At 32.1% G+C, this 21,375-nt stretch carries 22 protein-coding genes; 3 read left to right on the top strand and 19 right to left on the bottom strand.

Annotated features, from left to right (window positions below; all coding sequences use genetic code 11):
- Positions 1–109 precede the first annotated feature (109 nt).
- The 7 genes from MKO96_RS00590 to MKO96_RS00560 all read right to left on the bottom strand — a co-directional run bounded on the left by MKO96_RS00590 (position 110) and on the right by MKO96_RS00560 (position 6,387).
- On the bottom strand, positions 110–1,732 hold the full coding sequence (locus MKO96_RS00590; RefSeq protein ID WP_240586294.1) for a peptide ABC transporter substrate-binding protein: 1,623 nt from the start codon (positions 1,730–1,732) through the stop codon (positions 110–112).
- A gap of 20 nt (positions 1,733–1,752) precedes the next feature.
- A complete protein-coding gene (locus MKO96_RS00585; RefSeq protein ID WP_240586293.1) occupies positions 1,753–2,754 on the bottom strand; it encodes a C40 family peptidase in 1,002 nt (333 codons plus the stop codon).
- A 39-nt stretch (positions 2,755–2,793) separates the two neighbouring features.
- Positions 2,794–3,855 carry a dipeptide epimerase gene (locus MKO96_RS00580; protein WP_240586292.1) on the bottom strand — a complete coding sequence of 354 codons (1,062 nt, stop codon included), beginning with the start codon at positions 3,853–3,855 and terminating at the stop codon, positions 2,794–2,796.
- A gap of 154 nt (positions 3,856–4,009) precedes the next feature.
- On the bottom strand, positions 4,010–4,336 hold the full coding sequence (locus MKO96_RS00575; RefSeq protein ID WP_240586291.1) for a DUF3870 domain-containing protein: 327 nt from the start codon (positions 4,334–4,336) through the stop codon (positions 4,010–4,012).
- Positions 4,337–4,599: 263 nt separating this feature from the next.
- Positions 4,600–4,956 carry an FtsB family cell division protein gene (locus MKO96_RS00570; protein WP_240586290.1) on the bottom strand — a complete coding sequence of 119 codons (357 nt, stop codon included), beginning with the start codon at positions 4,954–4,956 and terminating at the stop codon, positions 4,600–4,602.
- Between the two features lie 400 nt (positions 4,957–5,356).
- On the bottom strand, positions 5,357–5,953 hold the full coding sequence (locus tag MKO96_RS00565) for a DJ-1/PfpI family protein (RefSeq protein WP_240586289.1): 597 nt from the start codon (positions 5,951–5,953) through the stop codon (positions 5,357–5,359).
- Positions 5,950–6,387, bottom strand: coding sequence for an ankyrin repeat domain-containing protein (locus MKO96_RS00560; protein WP_240586288.1), 438 nt, complete (start codon positions 6,385–6,387; stop codon positions 5,950–5,952). Before MKO96_RS00560 ends, MKO96_RS00565 begins: the two co-directional genes overlap by 4 nt.
- Positions 6,388–6,623: 236 nt before the next feature.
- Between MKO96_RS00560 and MKO96_RS00555 the strand changes: the two genes are divergently transcribed.
- Positions 6,624–7,055, top strand: coding sequence for a cytidine deaminase (locus tag MKO96_RS00555; RefSeq protein WP_240586287.1), 432 nt, complete (start codon positions 6,624–6,626; stop codon positions 7,053–7,055).
- Between the two features lie 261 nt (positions 7,056–7,316).
- Here the strand turns inward: MKO96_RS00555 and MKO96_RS00550 are convergent, their stop codons facing one another.
- From MKO96_RS00550 to MKO96_RS00540, 3 genes are all read right to left on the bottom strand, one after another.
- Entirely contained in the window at positions 7,317–7,547 is a 231-nt protein-coding gene (locus MKO96_RS00550) for a hypothetical protein (RefSeq protein ID WP_000789031.1), read from the bottom strand.
- 368 nt (positions 7,548–7,915) lie between these two features.
- On the bottom strand, positions 7,916–8,179 hold the full coding sequence (locus tag MKO96_RS00545) for a hypothetical protein (protein ID WP_087980709.1): 264 nt from the start codon (positions 8,177–8,179) through the stop codon (positions 7,916–7,918).
- Between the two features lie 203 nt (positions 8,180–8,382).
- A complete protein-coding gene (locus tag MKO96_RS00540) occupies positions 8,383–9,147 on the bottom strand; it encodes a class I SAM-dependent methyltransferase (RefSeq protein WP_240586286.1) in 765 nt (254 codons plus the stop codon).
- Positions 9,148–9,352: 205 nt separating this feature from the next.
- Here MKO96_RS00540 and MKO96_RS00535 point away from each other — a divergent pair, with 205 nt between their 5' ends.
- Positions 9,353–9,631 (top strand): hypothetical protein, encoded by a 279-nt coding sequence (locus MKO96_RS00535; RefSeq protein WP_240586285.1) that lies wholly within the window; start codon positions 9,353–9,355, stop codon positions 9,629–9,631.
- 62 nt (positions 9,632–9,693) lie between these two features.
- Here the strand turns inward: MKO96_RS00535 and MKO96_RS00530 are convergent, their stop codons facing one another.
- From MKO96_RS00530 to MKO96_RS00520, 3 genes are all read right to left on the bottom strand, one after another.
- Complete coding sequence (locus MKO96_RS00530; protein ID WP_240586284.1) at positions 9,694–11,490, bottom strand: Xaa-Pro dipeptidyl-peptidase; 1,797 nt, start codon at positions 11,488–11,490, stop codon at positions 9,694–9,696.
- Positions 11,491–11,686: 196 nt separating this feature from the next.
- Entirely contained in the window at positions 11,687–13,063 is a 1,377-nt protein-coding gene (locus MKO96_RS00525) for a sensor histidine kinase (RefSeq protein WP_240586283.1), read from the bottom strand.
- The gene (locus MKO96_RS00520) at positions 13,056–13,703 is read right to left on the bottom strand and encodes a response regulator transcription factor (protein WP_048560780.1); all 648 of its coding nucleotides are present in this window, start codon (positions 13,701–13,703) and stop codon (positions 13,056–13,058) included. Before MKO96_RS00520 ends, MKO96_RS00525 begins: the two co-directional genes overlap by 8 nt.
- A gap of 121 nt (positions 13,704–13,824) precedes the next feature.
- Here MKO96_RS00520 and MKO96_RS00515 point away from each other — a divergent pair, with 121 nt between their 5' ends.
- Positions 13,825–14,241, top strand: coding sequence for a hypothetical protein (locus tag MKO96_RS00515; RefSeq protein ID WP_240586282.1), 417 nt, complete (start codon positions 13,825–13,827; stop codon positions 14,239–14,241).
- Positions 14,242–14,285: 44 nt separating this feature from the next.
- Here MKO96_RS00515 and MKO96_RS00510 read toward each other — a convergent pair whose 3' ends face one another.
- From MKO96_RS00510 to MKO96_RS00485, 6 genes are all read right to left on the bottom strand, one after another.
- The gene (locus MKO96_RS00510) at positions 14,286–14,783 is read right to left on the bottom strand and encodes a DinB family protein (RefSeq protein ID WP_240586281.1); all 498 of its coding nucleotides are present in this window, start codon (positions 14,781–14,783) and stop codon (positions 14,286–14,288) included.
- A gap of 99 nt (positions 14,784–14,882) precedes the next feature.
- The gene (locus MKO96_RS00505; protein WP_240586280.1) at positions 14,883–15,341 is read right to left on the bottom strand and encodes a GNAT family N-acetyltransferase; all 459 of its coding nucleotides are present in this window, start codon (positions 15,339–15,341) and stop codon (positions 14,883–14,885) included.
- A 260-nt stretch (positions 15,342–15,601) separates the two neighbouring features.
- The gene (locus MKO96_RS00500) at positions 15,602–16,306 is read right to left on the bottom strand and encodes an alpha/beta hydrolase (RefSeq protein ID WP_240586279.1); all 705 of its coding nucleotides are present in this window, start codon (positions 16,304–16,306) and stop codon (positions 15,602–15,604) included.
- Positions 16,307–16,480: 174 nt separating this feature from the next.
- Positions 16,481–17,857 (bottom strand): 5'-methylthioadenosine/adenosylhomocysteine nucleosidase, encoded by a 1,377-nt coding sequence (locus MKO96_RS00495; RefSeq protein ID WP_240586278.1) that lies wholly within the window; start codon positions 17,855–17,857, stop codon positions 16,481–16,483.
- A 22-nt stretch (positions 17,858–17,879) separates the two neighbouring features.
- The gene (locus MKO96_RS00490; protein WP_240586277.1) at positions 17,880–19,469 is read right to left on the bottom strand and encodes a M3 family metallopeptidase; all 1,590 of its coding nucleotides are present in this window, start codon (positions 19,467–19,469) and stop codon (positions 17,880–17,882) included.
- Between the two features lie 347 nt (positions 19,470–19,816).
- On the bottom strand, positions 19,817–21,085 hold the full coding sequence (locus tag MKO96_RS00485; RefSeq protein ID WP_240586276.1) for a helix-turn-helix domain-containing protein: 1,269 nt from the start codon (positions 21,083–21,085) through the stop codon (positions 19,817–19,819).
- Between the last annotated feature and the right edge of the window lie 290 nt (positions 21,086–21,375).

Raw genomic sequence — 21,375 nt, 5'->3', positions numbered from 1 at the left:
CTAATAATTTTATTTTTAAGACATGAAAAAATATATAAAATGTCTATACATTTGAAACTGCACAAAAAAAACAGACTATCACATACGTGAAGTCTGTTTCCCCATAATTTTATTTCTGCACATCTGCCCATTTTAAACTTGTAGCTGGACCGAATTGATGTACATATAAATCTTTCACATGCGGCTTTTGTAAGTAAGATAATCCGCGCTGGAATACCGGTGCAATTACTGCATCATCGAGTAGCATTTTTTCAGCGTCTTGCATTGCTTTCCAACGAGCTTTTTCATCATTACCTAATTCTGTTTTAATCTTCTTAATTAACGCATCATATTCTGGGTTTGCATATTCTGTATTGTTCACACTGCTTCCAGAAAGGAATACTTCTAAGTAAGTCATTGGATCTGGATAATCCGGTAACCAGCGTGATAATGACATTTCATATTCTTTCTTCTTCTCTAACGCTAGTTTTTGCGTGTGTGGTTGTAATTTTACATTTACTTTTAAGCCTGGTAAGTTTTTCTCTAGCTCTTCTTTAATGTATTCTCCTACTTTTTTGAAGTTTTCTAAGTCATAGTTTAATAACTCAAGCGTCACTTCATTTGAACCGGTCTCTTGCTTCGCCTTTTCCCAATATTCTTTCGCCTGTTTTACATCAGTTTTATTAAACTCACCTGCTGTACTTCTAAAATCTTTTTTATCTGGACCTTTTAAAAATCCTTTTGGTACGTAATAGTTAGCAGCAACCGAACCATCATTTAAAAATGAAGTCGCAAGTCCTTTCTTATCAAACACTGTACTTAGCGCGAGCCTTGCGTTTTTATTTTTAAGAATCGGTACATTTTCATTGAATCGGAAGAAGTACATAACCGGATCTGTATATTGTTTTAGCTCTTTATTATTTTTATATTTATCGACGAATTCTGTAGAAATGACAGCTCTATCAACTTTATCTGTTTCATATAAATTTACCGCAGTTGAAATTTCTTTAACAATTTGATAGTTTACTTCATCTAGCTTCACTTCTTTTTTATCCCAATACTTATCGTTTTTTTTCATTGTAAAGCTTGCTTCATGCTTCCACTCTGATAATGTAAATGGCCCGTTATACACCGCTTTATTTGCTTCTAATCCGTACTTATCGCCCTGCTCTTTCGCATATTTTTCGTTAATTGGATAGAAGGACGGTAAAATAAGTAATTTCGTAAAATACGGCACTGGATGTTCTAGTTCTACAACGAATGTTTTATCATCCGCCGCTTTCACTCCTAATTCCTCTAACCCTAATTGTTTCTTATTTATTTTCTCCGCATTTTTCACATCGTACGCAATGTATGCATATTGAGAGGCAGTATCCGGATTAATAAGCTGCTTCCAAGCGTATACGTAATCTTGTGCTGTTACTGGATCTCCGTTAGACCATTTCGCTTCACGCAAGTGGAATGTATATGTTTTTCCATCTTTACTTACTTCATATTTTTGTGCTCCAGCCTCAATCACTTCATCATTTTTCGATAAACGGAATAATCCTTCCATTACGTTATTTAAAACGTTAAATGATACTGCATCTGTTACTTTCCCTGAATTTAATGACGGAATTTCACCAGTTTCTAGTAACTGTAATACTTTCTTCTCATCTTTCGGCTTTGTCGTTGTTTTTTCTTTTGCGCATCCTACTAAAAATGAAGAAACTAATAGAGTACTAACTAATGAGTAACGAACAAATTTTTTCATTTGAAAACCCCCTCTATTTTTTAAGGTAAGTAACGACGAGCACCAGCGTATTCTTCTATATATCCTGGTGTATTTAGCGGTATAATTTCTACTGATCTTTCAGCTCTTGGTGAGTGAATCATATTTCCGTCACCAATATACATAGCAACATGGTGAACACTACCTTTTCCTTGATCATGTGCAAAGAAGATTAAATCGCCTTTTTGTAAATTTTCTTTATCAACTGCAATTCCATTTCTCGATTGCGGACCAGAATCTCGCGGAATAGTAATACCGTGCGATTTATAAATCGTATGTGTAAATCCAGAGCAATCAAATCCAAAACCACTCGTACCAGCCCATATATACGGTAATCCTAAAAACATTTTTCCAGTGTTTATTAAATCATCAGCCGCCGGAGTTGGAATATCAATTTGCGAACGGTAAACCGTTCCATCATTTTTTCGTAGCCAAGCTTTCTGTCCGTTTGGTAACAACACGCGGTACGAAATTGTATCTTCACTAAGTAGCGGCAGTCGCGTATTATAACTCACTTCAATCGATTTCTGTTTTTCAGAAGGGTTAATATACAAAATGGCTGTCGGTTTCGTTACTAATACGAAAGGTTCATTTGTTTTATCTGCAAATTCTTGATTATATGTTAATTGTTTTTCAGGCATCCATCCCGGGTAACCTTCTTCGTTTCGTGGTGTTGGTTGACCATGGACTAACACTTTCACCCAGTCGCCTTTTTTATCAACAACCGTTACTTCTTGACCTAATAGTGCTTGCGTTTCTAATTTATTTGCATTTGTTAACCAAAGTTTCTCGTCAAGCGTCATCGATTTCGTCCACTTCCACAAATCAACTGGATTTGTAGCGCTCGGTACATCTATCGGCCGTAATGAATCAGGCGCAGTCCAAAGTGTTGCGGCAGATACATCGATAAACGCTTTACTATCCTTCTTCTCTTCAGCATTTGCTGATGTAAACGATGAAAATATAAATAAAGTTGTTAAAAATGCAGTTCCTATTTTTTTCATACATATCCCCCTTAAAAGATAGTTTACTAGTCTCTTCTCCTAAGATTTACTATTCACTGTCGATTGAAGGTTTACCTTTGATCCAGAATAAGTCATTCCTTCCGGTTCTTCCATTAACCAAAGCGGTGCATCCAGATCGAAGTAATGAATATTAGGATGGGCAGCTGCTAAATGGGCTACAGCGCAAACAGAAAGTGAAGATTCCATCATACTTCCGACCATACATTTTACACCAGCTGTTTCGGCAATATCGGCAATACGCCACGCTTCACGTATGCCACCACATTTCATTAATTTAATATTAATTAAGTCTGCATATCCCCCTTGAACGATTTTCAATGCATCACGCGCTGAAAATATGCTTTCATCTGCCATAATGGGCGTTTGTACATGATCTTTGACATACTTTAACCCATCCCAATCTTTCGCATGAACAGGTTGTTCAATAAACTCGATATTTAAATTACGATTTTCCATCTCTTTAATGATCGTAACCGCTTCTTTTGGATTCCACCCTTGATTTGCATCTAATCGTAACGTCGTATTTTTTGGTACACTATTTCGAATTGCTTCAATACGTTCTAAATCTAAATGAGCAGATTTTCCCACTTTAATTTTTAAAGTTTGAAATCCTTTTTCTACATGTTGCTTTGCCTCTTTTGCCATAATAAAAGGCTCATCTACACTCACCGTAATATCTGTATGAATTTCTTTCTTCCCGCCTAATAATACGTAAAGTGGAACGTTTTGATGTTGACAATACACATCATATAAAGCGATATCTACTGCCGCTTTCGCACTTGGGTTTCCAATACAACTCATTTGAATGTCCTGCAGTAACTGCTGAAATTGAATGATATCTTGACCAATTAAACAAGAACGCATCGGTCCTAAAATTGCTTCTTCAATCCCGTTAGCGAAATCCCCCGTAATAACTGGTGTTGCGGTTGCAGCACCCTTGCCAACAATTCCTTTATCTGTATGAATATATACATCTATACTTTCTATTTCGGTTACGGTACGAAGCGCCGTTTTAAACGGTGTATGAAGATTTACACGTCTACGATTTACTTTTACATCGGTAATTTTCATATTGTTCATCCTTTCGTTGTCTGAGAAAGTGGAACCTTAATCCCCCAAAAAGAATTAATTTTTTAGGAACAATAAATTTCCTCTTTCGCTTACTTTTCATGTAGAAAGTTAATGTGAAATAAAAAAATCCAGCCATAAGAAGATTCTTATGGCTGGATTTTGTCTAGGAATGGGTAGACAAAGCAGCGATTTGATTATATTTTTTCTGTGCATCTTTTAATGCTACAAGGAGTGCTTTTTGAGACGAACCGAAGTATCTATTTTTTATTTCAGTTACCAATAGTGGATCATTAATATTTTTATGTAGAAACAAATATTTAACGAATTGAGATGTTAACGCAATTGTCGCTGAGCAATCTGCATCTACAATTTTCCCTGTCTCCTTAACAAGTACAAACGCTACAAAATAACTTTTGAACTTTTCGGTAATAGGATTATTTTGAGGTGCTTTCGCATCCCCTACGATATAAATTGTATTTGAAGCGTACACAGCTATCTTCCTTTCTAATACGGGATAACGGTTTTCTTAATAGTCGTATGAGTGATAAACTCAACGTTGATTAAGAAATGTATCCGCTCACCTTGTATTATAATACAATTAACAGAATTTTAACAACATTTATTTCGGTGTATATTCCATAATTATAAAAACAGCTCAAACTCTTCATTTTTACAATATGTGATTGTTACTTGTACCATGCTATTTATACATGAAAAAACAGTTAGCTATCTATCGCTAACTGTTCAATTACACTACTTCGGCATCACAAATATAGTTTCATTTGACTTTGAAAATTGATATTCTTTTCTCGCAAACTTCAAAATCTCTTCCTCATCGTCTGTTAAATTTTCTATGTTAGTCTTTAAAGAGCCTTTATCTTTCTTTAAAGATACTAATTGTTTCTTTTGATTCATTATTGTATCTTTTTTTCCCACGATTATTTCTTGTTGTTTCGTTAAAATAAATTGAACGTACAATGTAGCCGCCGCAATAAATATAAACATGAATATAAATCGCCTTAGTTTCTTCTTATTAATTGCTCGATTCTCATTAGACTGTGATAGTTGTTCTTGTATATTAGGAACATTTATTCGCTTGAGTTTCCTCATTTTGAAATCCCCCTAACACATATATTTTCACTACCATCGGCATGATCTCTTACTAACTGTAATTCTATTCTTATAAAATAAGCTCCTTCACAAAAATATCTCACAAATTAACCAATTAAAGATAGCATTCGACGACATTTCCATATTTACATTGAATTTTTTTATGTATGCTGCCATAAAATAGTAGTTTCTGTTATTCTTTTTCTATTATTGTAGAAGAGTTTTTTTACATACGAAATTTCTCCTCGTTTTAACATGCTTACAAGGAGAAAAAAACTGCATTTTCGTACATTCGATAAAACCTGAATTACTGTTTCAGAATTAGAAGTTGGATCATAGATCAACTCTTAAGGCACTTACCTATATACATTCAATATAAAAAAGCCCAAATTAGGCTTTTTTAATCTTGTAAATCAATATCATATTCCATACTTTTGGCTGTTTCCTCAGCAATCTCCACACCTAACAAATTTTTCACAATATGAAATGACATGTTAATACCAGCTGAAATACCTGCCGATGTAATAATGTGTCCTTCATCTACAAATTTTACATTCTCCATTACTTCTACATTCGGAAAGTCTTTTTTGAAAGTTTGAATACTGGCCCAATGCGTTGTTGCTTTTATACCTTCCAATAAGCCGGCTTTCGCAAGTAATAGCACACCCGTACAAACTGAAGTCATTAGCTTTACTTCTTTCATTTGCTGACGAACCCAATTTATTATAATATCATTGTGCATTTCATTTTCCCTAACGCCTTTACCACCTGGAATGATTAAAATATCAATTGGTGGTAAATCTTCAATACTATAATCCGGCTTTACCTTTAATCCATTTCTTGCTGTAATCATTTCTCCATTTTGGCTAACTGTATATACAGTAAATGGTTTTTCTTCATCCGCTTCGGTTACAGAAAAAACTTCAAATGGCCCAGTAAAGTCTAACACTTCTACCTCGTTAAATAAAAATATGCCTACACTCCATTTATTTATCATACGTTCACTTCCTGTTTTAAATGTTTTAAAAGGTGCTCGTATCCTTTTTCTAACGCAATATCATATGCTGTTTTTCCATCATTTTTCTTAATCGCTTTATTAGCTCCATTTTCAAGAAGTAGCATAACTATTTCTTCACTTCCTAATAATGCTGCTTCATGTAACCCTGCCCAACCACCACTTTGTATAACATTTACATCCGATCCTTTTTCAATTAAGAAAGTAACAAGTTCACTTTGCTTATTCGCGATGGCAGCTTGCAAAGGTGTATTTTCATTTTCGTTTTTTGCTCTATTATGTATATCTGCTCCACTTTCTAAAAGAAAACTTGCTATCTCTTTTTGTCCAAAATAACCCGCTAAATGAAGGAGAGTCCAGCCATCGTCACTAAATTCGTTAACAGCACTTGGATTCGTTTTTATAAACTCCACCACTTATTCCTTATTACCAGTTATAACAGCTTGTACTATTGATTGTAAAATTCCCATAATAATCTCCTATCTTTCAAATATTTAAGCATACTCTTCTATATGTTCTATTGATTATGCTATTTTCCTGTAAATATAGAAGTTTACATAACAATATTATCTAACCGATCCCCACCTTTTATTTTAAATATTAAAATTTTTTGTTAAAATAAAATTATCATGTTTTATACGGAGGAGAAATTATGTTACAAGTAATGCCTTTAAATAGTGAAGACTATGATTTAATTACAGCTGCTGAAAAAGTAATTGAAAAAAACTATAAATATGGCCGTCATCATATCGGTTCAGCTGTAAGAACTACAACAGGTAACATTTATGCAGCAGTGCATGTTGAAGCGAATGTTGGAAGAATTACAGTGTGTGGTGAGGTTATGGCGATTGGAAAATCTATTTCAGAAGGCGATCATGAATTTGATACCATTGTAGCAGTCGCTCACCCACACCCTCATGAAGATATAGAAAAATGTTGGGTTGTTGCTCCATGTGGTATGTGTCGAGAATTAATAAGTGATTATGGAAAAAATACGAACGTTATACTTTCTTATAATGGTGAACTTGTAAAATGTAACGTAATGGAATTATTACCTGAAAAGTATACAAGTGAAGTAGAATAATCATTCCTGTTTTCCATTCATCAAATAATATTATTCCAATAAAAAAACAATCCATTTTTAAAATGGATTGTTTTTTTATTTCTTTTTTATGCAGTTTATTTTATTTTTCTATTTTTAACAACAATAGAATTATCATTAATAAAAATGAAATCCAAATATTAAAGCGCACATTGTAGAGTGTTTTTCATTTGAAAACAAAAACGATATTTCTCATTACATTTGAAAAAACTTATTATAAACTCTCTAAAATCAGCAGTCTTATCATACCAATCTATAACAATTCTGTCTTCTTCCCTTACCTGTTTCCTTTAACACATATGATTTTAAAACGAGCGCCGTTAATGAATCTGTTAATGTTTTATATGATAAATTAGATAATGCTAATAGATCGTTCGTATATAACATTCTATGCTTCTCTAATAATAATAGTACTAATCGTTCAGACGGTTTTAATGCTTCGTCACTTTCTAGTATAAAGTCTATATTTTTCATTTCTCTAATTATTACTCCTTATATAAAAAAATACTTACACAACTAATTTAATATAAAAATAATACACAACAAAACTTGATTTATATTAAAATAATATCGTTTCAAAACACTATTATACTATAACATAGAAAAAGCATTTCCCGAAATAGGAAATGCTTTTTTAAATTGCTTATATGTTTTTTCCAAACCTACAATATATCTCAAACTCTTATCCGTACAATTCCCTCCTAATTTCTCTGGTCACCTAAAAGTATTTATAACAAATCATGTCCTTCCAAAATGATTTAAATAAAAACGGCTAGTCATACATGCTATAAACATGATAGACTAACCGTTTTCCAGCTTCTTCTCAATTATCATGTTCTACCTTAAATATTTCTTGCGATATGCGGCTTACTGTAATGACTTGTTCCACCGCCGCCTACTACTACTTTACCGCCTTTTTCAAATATTAATAATTTACTTGAACCATCTGCAAGAAGTACTATTACTTCAGCATTATTACTTGTTGCTACATAAATTACATAACCACTTTTTGATATACATGTTTCCCAATTTCCATCAAATTCAGATCTTACTACCCGATTTGAATACACTTGATTTTCAATTCTTCCTTGTTCTACGTTTTCCAAATTTATCCCCCCTACTGCTCTAAAATATCATTTATAGTAAAATAACAGCCCTATTTAAAATAATGACTGACTTTAACATAAATAGTATATGTAGCTACTAGAAGAATGCTTGGACAATGAATATGTAATGACCTGTAAAGAATTCACAACTAAAACAAGGGAGTCGATATAATATCGATCCCCTTGCTTTCATAAATAGTTCTTTATTCTTCGTTTCGCACAGCTTCAAAAGTAAACATTTGATTTGCATTTGACGGCTCTTTTCCATAAACATAGTCAGCAGAGCAAGTAATGTTAGAGAAACCTATACTTTCTAACAGAAGTTTAAACTCTTCTATTCCATACCAGCGCAGCGCGAAGCGTTGTAATTCTGTTTGTACTAACTGTCCTTTACTCCATTTTTCATATTTTAAATATGATAGAGTAACTTGGTTCAGCCAATCTATTTCAATTGATTTATTTTCTAATGTAATTCCGTCTCCGCTTGGCAAAGAAAAAGTCGATGTATGAATTTTCCCAGTCTTCCAGTCATGCGGCAGCATAATATCTACGATTAGTCGCCCGCCTGGATTAAGATGTTCATAAAAACATTTCAATGCGTTTATAGAATCCGTACGATTTTCAATTAAACAAAAAGATCCAGTAGAAATGATAATTGCCTCGTATTTATGTGGCAGTGAAAATTGTTGTAAGCTTCCCTCATATAAATTAGGATGTAAGCTTCTCTCTTTACATCGTATGCGGCACGATTCTAGCATTTCAGGTGAATAATCTATCCCATCTACTGTAAAACCAGCTTCAAGAAGCGGGATGATAACGCGCCCTGATCCTACTGCCGCTTCGAGAATTCTTCCTCTACAATTTTTTAAACGTTCTTCGTAATACTCAATATCACCATTTAAAGAATAACCGACAGGCTTTGTGTAATCATAAAGTTCTGTGCAAAGTGTACTATAAAAACTAAACATTTATTTTCTCCTCCGTTTTTTACGTACGGAAGATTTTCTTTCAATTAATCTTCCTGTACCTTTACTTTTAATGAAAATTCGAAAGAGCTGACTGTCATAATATATCACTCGCTTTCCATACAATATAATCATATTGTATAATATTTCCTTCGAAATAAAAATATAGAAAAATAAAAATTCAGACTTTTAAAGAAAGGAGGATATGATGAATTCATTAATTATATTTCTTTTACTTCTTATTGCTTTTAATGCTCTAATTTTCTTTATAGCAAAGAAATATAAACGAATATGGAAAATAGCCAGTGGTATTTTCATACTTTCTTCTCCCGTTGTTTTCTTCGCCACTTTGCACGTAATTGGTGAAAAAGTAGGAGATGGATTCGCTGGAGGTTTTGCTGGGCTTACCTTTAGTGGTCTATTGATTATAAATGCGATTTTTTTATTTGTTGTAAGCATTTTTGTATCTACTAATAAAAATTCATAATAAACTCCCCATTTCAAAGTTTAAAGAGCTTACTATGCAGTAAGCTCTTTATTCATAACTATTTATTTCACAATCGGCAATGTTACTTCACTTAATTTTACTGTAAGCTTTGTGCCCGCTTTCGGTCTAATCGTATAATCATAGTCACTAGCGATTAAAATGACCCCTATTTGATGCCCCGCTTTAAATACATAATCATCAGGCTGCATGTCCCATGTAAATGTATAATCTTTGCCTGGTTGAATCGCTGTTGAACTTTCTATACTCGTTAAGTTTTGTGGATCCATCCAACCTCTCGTTACGATTTCTGGCTTCGTTCCTCCATAATCAACAAGTAAAGCAGTTAAATTCGATACAGATCGATCAATATTTCCTGTAATTGAAATCTTTGGTGTACCGCTTATACGCGTATCTTTTTGAAGTACAGGCATTGTATACACTAATCGATTGGCTACTTCTAATTCTGGGTTTGCTATTAATTGATTTGATTTCATTTTTGCATCATCCACGAATGAGAAAACTTTATTTGCAGAGCCCATACTTAATGGCAAATTAACTGCTTTGTTACTTAAATACATACGAACTTTTGACGGTACAGCTGCTGGATCCGGCCAATTTTTTATTTTATCCCAAGTTTTATTTTCACGTTGAACATCAACCATTGGTTCATTCATAATTCCATTTTCAATTCCATACAACCAATAATCGAACCATTTATTTTGTGTTCTTTGCCAGTCATTCGTTGATGTTCCACCATGTCCACCTTGATGTAACCACATTTTACGAGGAACATTATTTTCTCCAAGCGCATCCCACCATTGCGCGAACTGCTTCGTCTTAACATTCCAATCATTTAAACCATGAACCACAAATACACTTGCTTTTACATTTTTAGCATCTTTTACATAATTACGTTTATCCCAAAAATTATTATAATTACCAGTTTTCCGGTCTTGTCCAGCTGTTAACTCTTTTATTACTTGTCCGCAAACTTCAGGATTTTCTCTTGTTAGTACTGCTTCTGCCATATTATCTGTATCTTCTCCTTGGTATCCACCTGGCGCAATGACTGCACCGTTTGCACGATAATAATCATACCAACTACTAATCGCTGCGATTGGAATAATTGTTTTTAACCCTTCAACACCAGTCGTCGCAACAGCGTTCGGTAACGTACCATTATAAGAAACTCCTGTCATCCCTACATTTCCTGTAGACCAATCAGCTTTAACTTCCTCACCATTTTCTGTATATGCTTTCGCACGTCCATTCACCCAATCAATGACAGATTTTGTCCCTAATATTTCTTGCTCATCCCCAGTAGTCGGACATCCGTCTGATTTTCCAGTTCCTATACTTTCACCTAAAATGACTGCATAGCCTCTTGGCACATAATAATTGCCGTATGAACCGAGATTAACAGCTCCATACGGTTTCCCTTCATACGCATACAATTCTTCGTCTACATTATATACAGGAACATCTTTTAAGCCAGATCGATATGGACTCATTTCATAAATAACGGGAACTTTCACATTCGACTCAGTTTTTGGACGCATAACTTTAACTGATACACGATCCTTGTTTCCATCTCGATCACTATCAACTTCCGTTTCTACAAATAGATTTTCGATAATTGCTTCATCAAGCGAGTAAATCGGCTTTGTCATCCCATTTTCTAATTCGATCTTCGTATTTAATTGTACCCCTTCTGAAACTTTCCCATTTAACTTCACGTCATTCTCATTTATGTAGTTTGTTTCTTTATTGTCTGCATACGCAGTCATACTAGAAACTCCTGATGTGACTGATAAAGATAAGATTGTTGATAATGTAATTGCTATTTTCTTTTTCCCCATACTTTTTCCTCCCCATATATGCCTCCTTTTACTATACAACAAAATTACAGAAAATTCAGTTTATATTTTATGCAACAACTTGAAAAATTTGTAGAACACTCTTCACACGAGCTTTCAAGATTATTTATCCTGATTTACCACTCTCATATAATCAATAAAAAACATCGCCTAATAATAGACGATGTTTTTTATTGAATTAGACATTCTTCATATTAATATAAAATCGTATTTCTCCATCTATAGTAGATACTCCATAGTCAAAACCATGTCTCTCTAAAATACTTTTCACTATCGCTAAGCCTAATCCTGTACCTGAATGGTCTTTACTACGAGAAGATTCTAAGACGTAAAAAGGTTCCCAAATTTTATCGATATCTTTCATTTGTTCAGCATTCATACCATTTTGAATTTGAAAATATATATTTTCATTTCGATTTTCTAAAGTAATTTTTATATGTTGATTTGCTGTATATTTTATCGCATTAGATATTAAATTTTGAAACACCATTCTCATTTTATTTACATCAGCATAAACAACTTCATCGCCAACATTATAGTTCACTTGCAAATTGATTTCTTTCGACTCCAGTTCAATCTTATGCTTATCTAATATACTTTGGACTAGTGATGTAATAGAGAATTCTTCTTTTTCTAAAACATCTCTTTCTAGTTTAGAAAATCGTAATAACTCTTCAATTAGATTTGATATGTGATCAGTTTGTTTAATGATTGTATCTATGTACGTACCATCATCTAAACCATCTTTGATTCCCATAGAATATGCTTTCACTAATGCGATTGGAGTTTTTAATTCATGCGTCACATCACCCATAAATCGTTTTAAATGTTCATTTCGATCTGTTAAATCTTCATGCGCTTCATTTAGTTTTTCACTCATGATATTAATACTATTAGCTAAGTCCCCTATTTCATCATTTGTTTTCACTTTCGCTCGTTCAAATTTCAAATTTGAAATATCTTCTGCAACATTACTTAATTCTTTCAATGGTCTGGTGATTGTTGTTGAAAGTATCCATACAAGTACGATAATGAGAAAAATCGTAATGCCAAAAATGTAAAAATAAAATGAATTTAACGTTTTTATTACTTCATTAGAATCTGCGATTGAAACTCCTACTAAAATTAACATATCGTCTTTCGCAATGTATTTCACAAAAAAACTAGATTTAATCTTTTCTTGATCATATATTTTATTCGCTTGCCCGAAGTTCTTTACTTTCATTACTTCTTCTTTTGTAATCCAAAGTTTATTAAGGGCAACCCTTTTCCTTGTAAGTTGCATACGTAACTCATCATTAATTTGATCTTCCGAATTGTTAATTGATGTATACGCAATCGTAACATTTCCTTTATTTTCAATGCTAGTAATCGCTTCATCCAGTTGTTTGCTCTCTATGGACTGTATTTGTGCTGTAATACCTTCTAAACTTTCTCGCGTTTTGTAAATATTATATTTCGGTAAAAGATAGTTAATTAATAATAAAGAGATTGTAAAAATAAGAATAACAGTTAAAGAAATACTGAGAAATAGCTTTTTTCCGAGTTTATTCACTCTGCTCCTCCAAACTATATCCTAAACCACGATGCGTCTTTATAATATTTTCTCCTACTTTTTTACGTAATCTTCTTACATGTGTATCAACAGTTCGCTCTTCTCCAAAATAATCAAATCCCCATACGATATCTAACAATTTTTTACGAGTTAAAATCATCCCTTTATGATTTAAAAAACACTTTATTAATTCTAGCTCTGTTTTTGTAATATCTAACTCTTTGTCATTTTTATAAACTTTATTTTTAGTGAAATCTATTTTCAAATCTTGAACTTGAATGACATCATTATGCTGTATAAGCTTTTTCGCTCTAGTTATTAATATACCTGGATGAAATGGTTTTTTTACGTACTCATCTGCACCACTTTGAAGCGCCGCTAATTCGTCTTCGCTTTCACTTTTCGCCGTAAGCATTAATACTTTAACGCTTGAGTTCTTTTTTATTTCCTGACAAACAGTAATACCACTATGTTTCGGCATCATCCAGTCTAAAATAGCTAAATCAATTTTTTCATCATAAAATATTTGAAGTGCTTCTTCTCCATCTTTCGCTAATAAAACTTCGAAGCCTTCTTTCTCGAAATAAGCTTTTAAAATCCTTAACATATCTTGTTCATCATCTGCTATTAATACTCTCATACATTATCCTCCATTGCTTTTAAACAAAAACCAATTGTATTATACAACTTCTTTGTTACATAAATGTGACAGAAAAATATTTAAACCTTTTAAGGGTATAGTAAAGACGAGGTGTTGTACTATGATTAAAAAAATCGGGTTCATTACTTTTCTTTGTTTCTTATTATCAACAAATGTGTTCGCAAATACAAATCAACAAATTGAAGTGTTTGATTGTCAAAAAGAAATGGTCGTTCAAAAACAATCTTTAGATCCAGCTATTCAAAAAGAAGCTGTTCAATATGCTAAATCCATTACTGGCCCCTTCAAAAACTTAAACGTCGTTCCGAAAGATGGTCACATGATAAAAATCCCATTATCTAAACCAGTTTCTATTACAAATCAATGGCTACAAACAACAATTGATGAAGTACTTATTCTTCTACCACTTAACGAAAAACCTTATATTATGCTTTACGATGATGAAAACAATCCGCATTTTTATTATGTGAAAGGTGATCCGAAGGGATTATTGAAGCAAATGAATGTTAAGTTATAATGTAAGAAAGATCCCACAAATATCATTCGCGGGATCTTTCTTTATCAATTAACAACTTGATTTTCATTTAAAAAATGACTAGCCTGTCTTTTATGATGGTTATCATGATCTACAAATTCTTTAATAATATATATAAGAGAATACGGCGTTCCAGTATGAGGACAATGTGATACTCCATTGGCAGTTAAAGGTTTCTTTAGATTTTCAGCAGACAGTAATCTAAGTTCTTTTACGAGTAACTCTCTTTTAGCTTTTGCTTCTTCAAGAAGTTTCATCTTAGATATACCGGATTTGGCATAACTAGATGCTAGTTTATTATATGTATCAAAATCAGGGAACTCCATTCCCTTTCCATCTCTCACTGATGATAATGTCTCACGTAATAGATAGTCATCCCAGTTCATAATATGAGATATGATTTCGCCAATAGTCCATTTCCCCTCTGATATTGGTACCACCCACAATTCCTCTTTCATACCTTTCAATGTATTTATCCAAATTGAATATTCATTGAAATCATTAATAATTTTATTTTCTCCCATCATCCAATTCCCCATTCTAATATTATATTCATATAAATTATAACATCAATCTACACAAAACAGAACAAAAGTTCTGTTGAAGAGGTAAATAATAATTCACTACATCCTTTTATATAAGTTCAAATAATGGCTCGCTCCCATATATTTTGTCCCTTTCACAAATCCAATCGAAGTATAAAATTTGTCACCCTGTACTGTATCTGTATTTAAAACAACAATATTAAAATATTTTTTCGCATCGCTTATAATTCTCACTAATAATAACCTCCCTAATCCTTTCCGGCGGTATTCTTTTACAATATAAAATCTTCTTACCCTACCAATCTTATTGTTTATTATATACGGATTCTCAGTTAACCCTCCTATTCCGATTAACTTTTCCTCATGAAAAATCCCATATAAGCATTCACCAGTTTTATTAAATGTGTTTATTTTATTTTCATATTCACTGATTAGTTTTATTAGGAAATAAAATCCTTCGTCTTTGCTTTCCTGAACAAGATATTCGTGTTCGTATATCATTAAATCTTCAATTTGTTGAATATGTATATCTTTCAAGTAAATCCCCCTTACTATGAAAATACATAAAAATGCTCTAGAATTATTGATTCTGAGCATTTTTATGATTGTTATCTTATTCAATTCGTAGTATGTGTATTCTTCACTTCAGATGTAAATCGATAATATAGTTGTTTAAGTCTTATTGAACTCAAGCAGCTGTTTGTTTAAATGAATACATTTATATTGTCTCTCAAATATAATATCAGTTTTTAAATTCACCATTCTTCTCTAACAGGTTCAAGTTAAGTTATAATTTGTTAATCTAAATGTTTATGTAACCACAGTTCAAATATCTTTAACTGTTCTTCAGTATGAAAATAATGTTCACCTGTCTCCACGACCTCTAATTCACAACGATGTTTTTTTGTAAAATAGTTTATAGTTTCAAATTCACACAGTTCATCCTTAGCTCCATACATAATATATGTATCTGTATTCCATGTACTAATAGGATTCTCTTTTACATAGCATAAATAATCCCAATATAACTTTTGACCAATAGGTGTCTCTATAGTCATTTCTTTTTGCAAAAGTTCTGGCGTTACATTAAACCATTTCATCATATTTTCGATAATTCGTTCCATATTAACTACTGGTGATAAAAATAATGCCTTTTCTATCACATCATTTTGATAGGCTAAAAGGCTAAAATAAGCTCCGATACTACATGCAAACACGCTTACTTCTTTCCAATGTTTTTTTGCGTAATTTATGATTATAGATAATTCACTAACACAAAACTGTACTTTACAAGGAGTATTATCATTTTTCCTTTCTCCATGCTCAGGTAAATCAAAGCTTAATACTTGATAACCTTTTTGATTGGCTGCTTCAGCTAATATTTGAATAACTGCATCTTCCTTATTTGACATATTCCCATGTACTGCAATAAAAACTTTTTCACTTTTATCTCCCCACAAAACCGCGGGAATATTACTAATGTTAAAATTATTTTTAAGCATATTTCCTCCTCGGAATAAGATATACAGAAATTGGCAAAAAACTGCGCACACTTTATAATCCTCTACTTAATTTTAAAACAAATCAAACTATTACTGATTTATCACAAATGAATTCTACTCCGCTAGTGGAAGAAGGCTTTTTATACAATTTTATAATTTTTGAAAATGATTTTATTACCTCTGCACAACAGGCAATATTCCCTTCAACTCCAATAAATCATCTATTACTTTATCCGCCTGCGCAAGTTCATCTTCTTGTGCAAAATCAAAATTGCATCCAATCGCAATCAAACCATTATCTTTAGCTGCGTTTATATCAGATAACCGGTCCCCAACTACAGCTGCTTCTTTTATATCATACTTGTTCAAAATACTTTTAACTAAATCACTTTTATTAAGTGAGTTTATTTGTTCAATACTAAATGTTTCAGTAACCCATTGGTCTAAATCATAATAAGATACGATTGCTCGTAAATATTCAGTTAAACCATTACTAGCAATATATATTGAACAATTATTTTCTTTTATATATGTAAAAACTTCTTTTACGTTCGGATATAAAGCACCTTTTCCGCTCTTAATATTTTCAATTAGTCTTTCTAAAAAATATGCATCTGTTTGTTCTCTTACTTCAATAGAATGATTCGGTAATAAAGCTTCCCAGACTTTCGGCAAAGGCACACCCATAATTTCACGGTATTTTTCAATAGGTGTTACCGTATCCCATAATTGTAGTGATCTTAAGTAATCAAAAGTATCATCTAACGATAATTCTAAAATTTTATCTGTTTGAAATAACGTTCCGTCCATATCAAAAATTAATGCTTGTAACATTTCATTCTCTCCTTTTGAACTTAAAGTATTACTCGATATATTTTTCAGCATCTCAACGATAATTTCTGAACAATAATTTGCGGCAGTTTTCGCGAAATCATCATAAGAAATTTGAGCTTCATCGTCTGCGCTATCAGAAATACATCGTATAACGAGAAACGGTACTTCATTTATATAAGCAACATGTCCAATTGCTGCACCTTCCATCTCTGTACAATGCGGTGCATATTCGTCTATTAATTTCGCTTTTTGTTTTGAATCTTCAACAAAACATTCACCGCTGACAATTCTTCCTTCATGAATCTCCATATGTAAACTACTACTATTGCATACTGTACGTGCTAACTCTACTAATTCCTTACTTGCGATAAATTCTTCTTGGAACGGAAATAAGTTTTTCATTTGTGTTTTACTTACGTCATGATGGGTAACATTCGTTGAAATAACGATATCACCAACTTTTACATCTGGGTGTAACCCTCCAGCAACACCCGTATTGATGATAGCATCTACATGAAATTTATGAATTAATGTTTGCGTACATGCGGCTGCATTTACTTTCCCTACACCAGAACGTGTAATAATTACTTCTGTTCCCATGAATTCGCCAATGTAAAAGGGCATTCCCGCAATCGTCTGTTCCTCTTGTATAGCTAGTTTTTCTAAAAGTAAGTCTATTTCAATTTGCATTGCTCCGATAATGCCGATTCTGTTCATGTATGTCGTCCCCTTTTTCACTCTAAATAAGCCTCAAATATTCATCAATATCTTTAGAAATTTGTTTAAAAGCTTTATCCCAGAATGCATAGCTTGTTATATCTATTTCAAAATGTTTTTTCATAAGCTCTTCCACTGGAGATTTTCCTGTTTCTCGTAAAAACTCTTTATATTTCAAATGAAAAGTACTTTTACTTTCTTTAGCTATTTCTAATAAACTAAAACTAGCTAAATAACCAAATGTGTATGGATAATTATAAAAAGGAACATCTGCTATATAAAACTGAACATATTTCATCCAAACAAACGGCTGATATTCTAATAATGCATTCCCGTATGCTTTTTCTTGCGCTACTATAGATAATTTCTCGATTTCATCAGCACTTAAAGGACCTTCTTTATATTTTTCATAAAAATTCTTCTCAAATTCAAATGATGCTCGAATTGCCATTACATAATTAAAACAGTTGCTTATTTTCCAACTAAGCAATGACTTTTTCATATCTATACTATCTGTTGTTTGAACTAAATAGTTTATAAGCACGGTTTCAAAGAAAATAGACGCTGATTCAGCCGTACTCATTGGCAAATAATCATCTAAAAAAGAAGTAGATTGCTCAAAACTCATATTATAAAAATGCCAAGCATGTCCTAGTTCATGCGCAAGTACTCTTACACTATCAATACTTCCGTCATAACGCATTGAGATTCGTGATTCTTTTTCACTGAAAAAAGGAGCACAAAATCCACCAGGTGGTTTATCATCTCTCGGTTCCGCATCCACCCATCCACTCTCTATTGCATTCCATGCAAATTCTGCTAATTCTTTATCAATATTTTGTAATGCATCATATATGTTCTGTACTGAAACTGAAAAAGGTATAAAAGTCTCATTATTTTCCTTTACTGTCATAAGTTCATGCCATGTAATCGAAGCTTCCCCCTTCTTATACACATTTAAAGCACTTACTAATTTATCAAGATTTTCTTCTGCCGCATTCCACATTTGTAATAATACTGTTTCAGAAATGCCATTCGCATGAAGAGATTGTGTTAAAATCTCTCTATCTTCTAATTCATTACTCTTTGTATTGCGCAATCTCCCTATTTGATTTAATACAGTAGCAAAGATTTCTTTTTCCTCATGTAAAGCACTTGTTAATAACTCAAATACTTCTAGTCTTTCCTTTTCATTATCACTATTCATTGCAATATTATTAGCTTGTCCAAATGATAATTGCTTATTATTGTGTTCTATTTTTATCTTATTTCTTAATTGCATGTACATATTTTCCCATGCATCAAGTTCATCTTTTATTAACTTAGTATTAATATTATTGGAAGCTTCCAATTTACTTTGTTGTATTACTTGCTGTACTTCTTTTTTCAAATCTTTTACTGTCGTAGTCGATATAGCAAGGTCAGATGAAACACTTTCTTCAGCAGATCGGCAATACAAATAGTATTCTGCTTTTTCAATAGCTTGTATGAGTTTTGAAAGAATCTCTACATCTTTTGTCGTATAATATTGTTCTTTCAACTCCAATATTGGAGTTAGAATATCCTCAATTGGATACAATCGATCTAAATCCCATCTAGCAATTTCGTGCATTTTTATAGCCGCCTCCTATTTTTACAAATAGTTACAGATATTTCTCCCTACACAATTATATATGAAACGGAAAAATTTTAATATCTTTAAATATTTAGATTTCTAAAAGCGAAGTCTTATTGATATTCTTTACTTCCGTTAATGAAACGCACATAGCATAAGCACATGAATGATACAGCCACTGGAATAAATATCACTCACCGATAAAAGGATAAACCGCTACCATATCGACCGATAATTATAAAATAGCAATAAAAGGAGGTTATCCAAAAAGTATAAAACATTTTACTTTTTGAATAACCACTTTAATTTTAAAATTCATAAAAGCTTCTGACTAAACTTTGCTTTTAATCTATTTTATTTTCAGCTGATATTTTAAAATACTTCGCAGATAATTTATAGGAACGATTCTCATAATAATAATTCCCTAATTTATAAGCTAATTCAGCAACCAAGCTATATTGCTGTTTTTCAATCCCCATCTCAATTGCTTGTTTCATATTCTTCTCATATCCATTATAATCTGCCCATATTTTAGATTTTTCTGCTTTAAACTCATATAGTTGAACATGTGCATAAGGTACATCACAAATTGACAAAATTTCAAATGCCTCATCTATAAGTTTAGTTACTTTTTGCCAATCTTTTAATTCCATATAAATTTCTATTAAATTACGAATTGTATATACCTTACCTGCTTTGTTTGGTAAATACTCACAAAGAATCAAGTTTTCCTCGTAACATTTTATTGCATTTTTATAATCTTTTAATGCTTGATAAATTTTTCCGTAATTATATTTTACATAACATAAGTTTAATGAATCATTTTCCACCTTTGATTCATTTTCTACTCGTTTCAAAGTTTCAAATGCTTGTTCATACTGTTTATCTTTGTTATATTGCATCGCAAGAAGTATTAACGCATAAATTTTATGTTGCTCTATATTAAACTTTTTATACAATTCATATGCTTTTTTTGCGTATTTGCGACTAACACTTAGGTCTTTATTAAGATGCTGACTTACCATACTTATATTGTAATACGTATCAGCGTGCAACTCGGTCTCTTCGGATTCCAACATATTTTCTATCTTTTTGTAAACTTCATATGCTGTAAAATACTCCCCTTTATTAGAAAAATAAAGACCTCGAGCTCTTAAATAATATATATAATCTTCAGTATTTTTCATTTCCACTTGACTTGGAATCATTTGCAAAGCTTGATCTACAAATAACTTCACATATAATAAGTTTTTATTTCGGACATGATAGTATATGATGACGCCATACGTCTTTAATAATAAAGGAATTGTGTCCACTTCACGAACGTATAATTCTAACAAAGATAATTCAGCTTCAGTTATACTTTTATCTTTTTTATATTTATCACATATTTTAAAAATAGTAAGCTTTATCTCCTCGTAATTGCCATCTATAAGATAATCGCTATTAACATCTAACTTCTTAGAAACTTGTTTTAAAAAAGAAGATGATGGTTTGATTTTCCCACTCTCAATTCTACTTAAATAGGTTACTGAGCATATTTCTGATACGAGCTCCCCCTGTGTCAATCCTTTATGCATACGAACTTGCCGAATACGTTCCCCTATTTCCATCTTTTTCTCTCCCTAATTAACCTTTTCATGCTTTTTACTAATTAAGTCATTATGTATCTACATATTTTTCATACTAAATAAAATATACAATTTCACAAATGTAAAAAAATGTATCATACATTTTTTTACATTCATACTATGATTATTTCTAGATACTTTGTTAAATTTAATGGTTAAAATTTAGATTTTTCGTCCATTTTTTTCATGTGATTTTACTACTTGTTATTAACAAACACAGAATCATATACTTAAATTACGATAAACTTAATGAAAAGGATTTAACTACATGT

Origin of the sequence: Bacillus sp. ES1-5 (assembly GCF_022487605.1) — a bacterium.
GTDB classification, from domain to species: Bacteria; Bacillota; Bacilli; order Bacillales; family Bacillaceae_G; genus Bacillus_A; species Bacillus_A wiedmannii.
This window is presented reverse-complemented; position numbering and strand designations above follow the sequence as displayed.

Coding starts and splice junctions, on each gene's coding strand:
- MKO96_RS00535 (WP_240586285.1), top strand. CDS start 9,353: ATGAATTCATTAATTATATTTCTTTTACTTCTTATTGCTTTTAATGCT.
- MKO96_RS00530 (WP_240586284.1), bottom strand. CDS start 11,490: ATGGGGAAAAAGAAAATAGCAATTACATTATCAACAATCTTATCTTTA.
- MKO96_RS00500 (WP_240586279.1), bottom strand. CDS start 16,306: ATGCTTAAAAATAATTTTAACATTAGTAATATTCCCGCGGTTTTGTGG.
- MKO96_RS00495 (WP_240586278.1), bottom strand. CDS start 17,857: ATGAACAGAATCGGCATTATCGGAGCAATGCAAATTGAAATAGACTTA.
- MKO96_RS00485 (WP_240586276.1), bottom strand. CDS start 21,085: ATGGAAATAGGGGAACGTATTCGGCAAGTTCGTATGCATAAAGGATTG.
- MKO96_RS00520 (WP_048560780.1), bottom strand. CDS start 13,703: ATGAGAGTATTAATAGCAGATGATGAACAAGATATGTTAAGGATTTTA.
- MKO96_RS00550 (WP_000789031.1), bottom strand. CDS start 7,547: ATGAAAAATATAGACTTTATACTAGAAAGTGACGAAGCATTAAAACCG.
- MKO96_RS00580 (WP_240586292.1), bottom strand. CDS start 3,855: ATGAACAATATGAAAATTACCGATGTAAAAGTAAATCGTAGACGTGTA.
- MKO96_RS00510 (WP_240586281.1), bottom strand. CDS start 14,783: ATGGGAGAAAATAAAATTATTAATGATTTCAATGAATATTCAATTTGG.
- MKO96_RS00585 (WP_240586293.1), bottom strand. CDS start 2,754: ATGAAAAAAATAGGAACTGCATTTTTAACAACTTTATTTATATTTTCA.
- MKO96_RS00515 (WP_240586282.1), top strand. CDS start 13,825: ATGATTAAAAAAATCGGGTTCATTACTTTTCTTTGTTTCTTATTATCA.
- MKO96_RS00565 (WP_240586289.1), bottom strand. CDS start 5,953: ATGATAAATAAATGGAGTGTAGGCATATTTTTATTTAACGAGGTAGAA.
- MKO96_RS00555 (WP_240586287.1), top strand. CDS start 6,624: ATGTTACAAGTAATGCCTTTAAATAGTGAAGACTATGATTTAATTACA.
- MKO96_RS00570 (WP_240586290.1), bottom strand. CDS start 4,956: ATGAGGAAACTCAAGCGAATAAATGTTCCTAATATACAAGAACAACTA.
- MKO96_RS00490 (WP_240586277.1), bottom strand. CDS start 19,469: ATGCACGAAATTGCTAGATGGGATTTAGATCGATTGTATCCAATTGAG.
- MKO96_RS00590 (WP_240586294.1), bottom strand. CDS start 1,732: ATGAAAAAATTTGTTCGTTACTCATTAGTTAGTACTCTATTAGTTTCT.
- MKO96_RS00540 (WP_240586286.1), bottom strand. CDS start 9,147: ATGTTTAGTTTTTATAGTACACTTTGCACAGAACTTTATGATTACACA.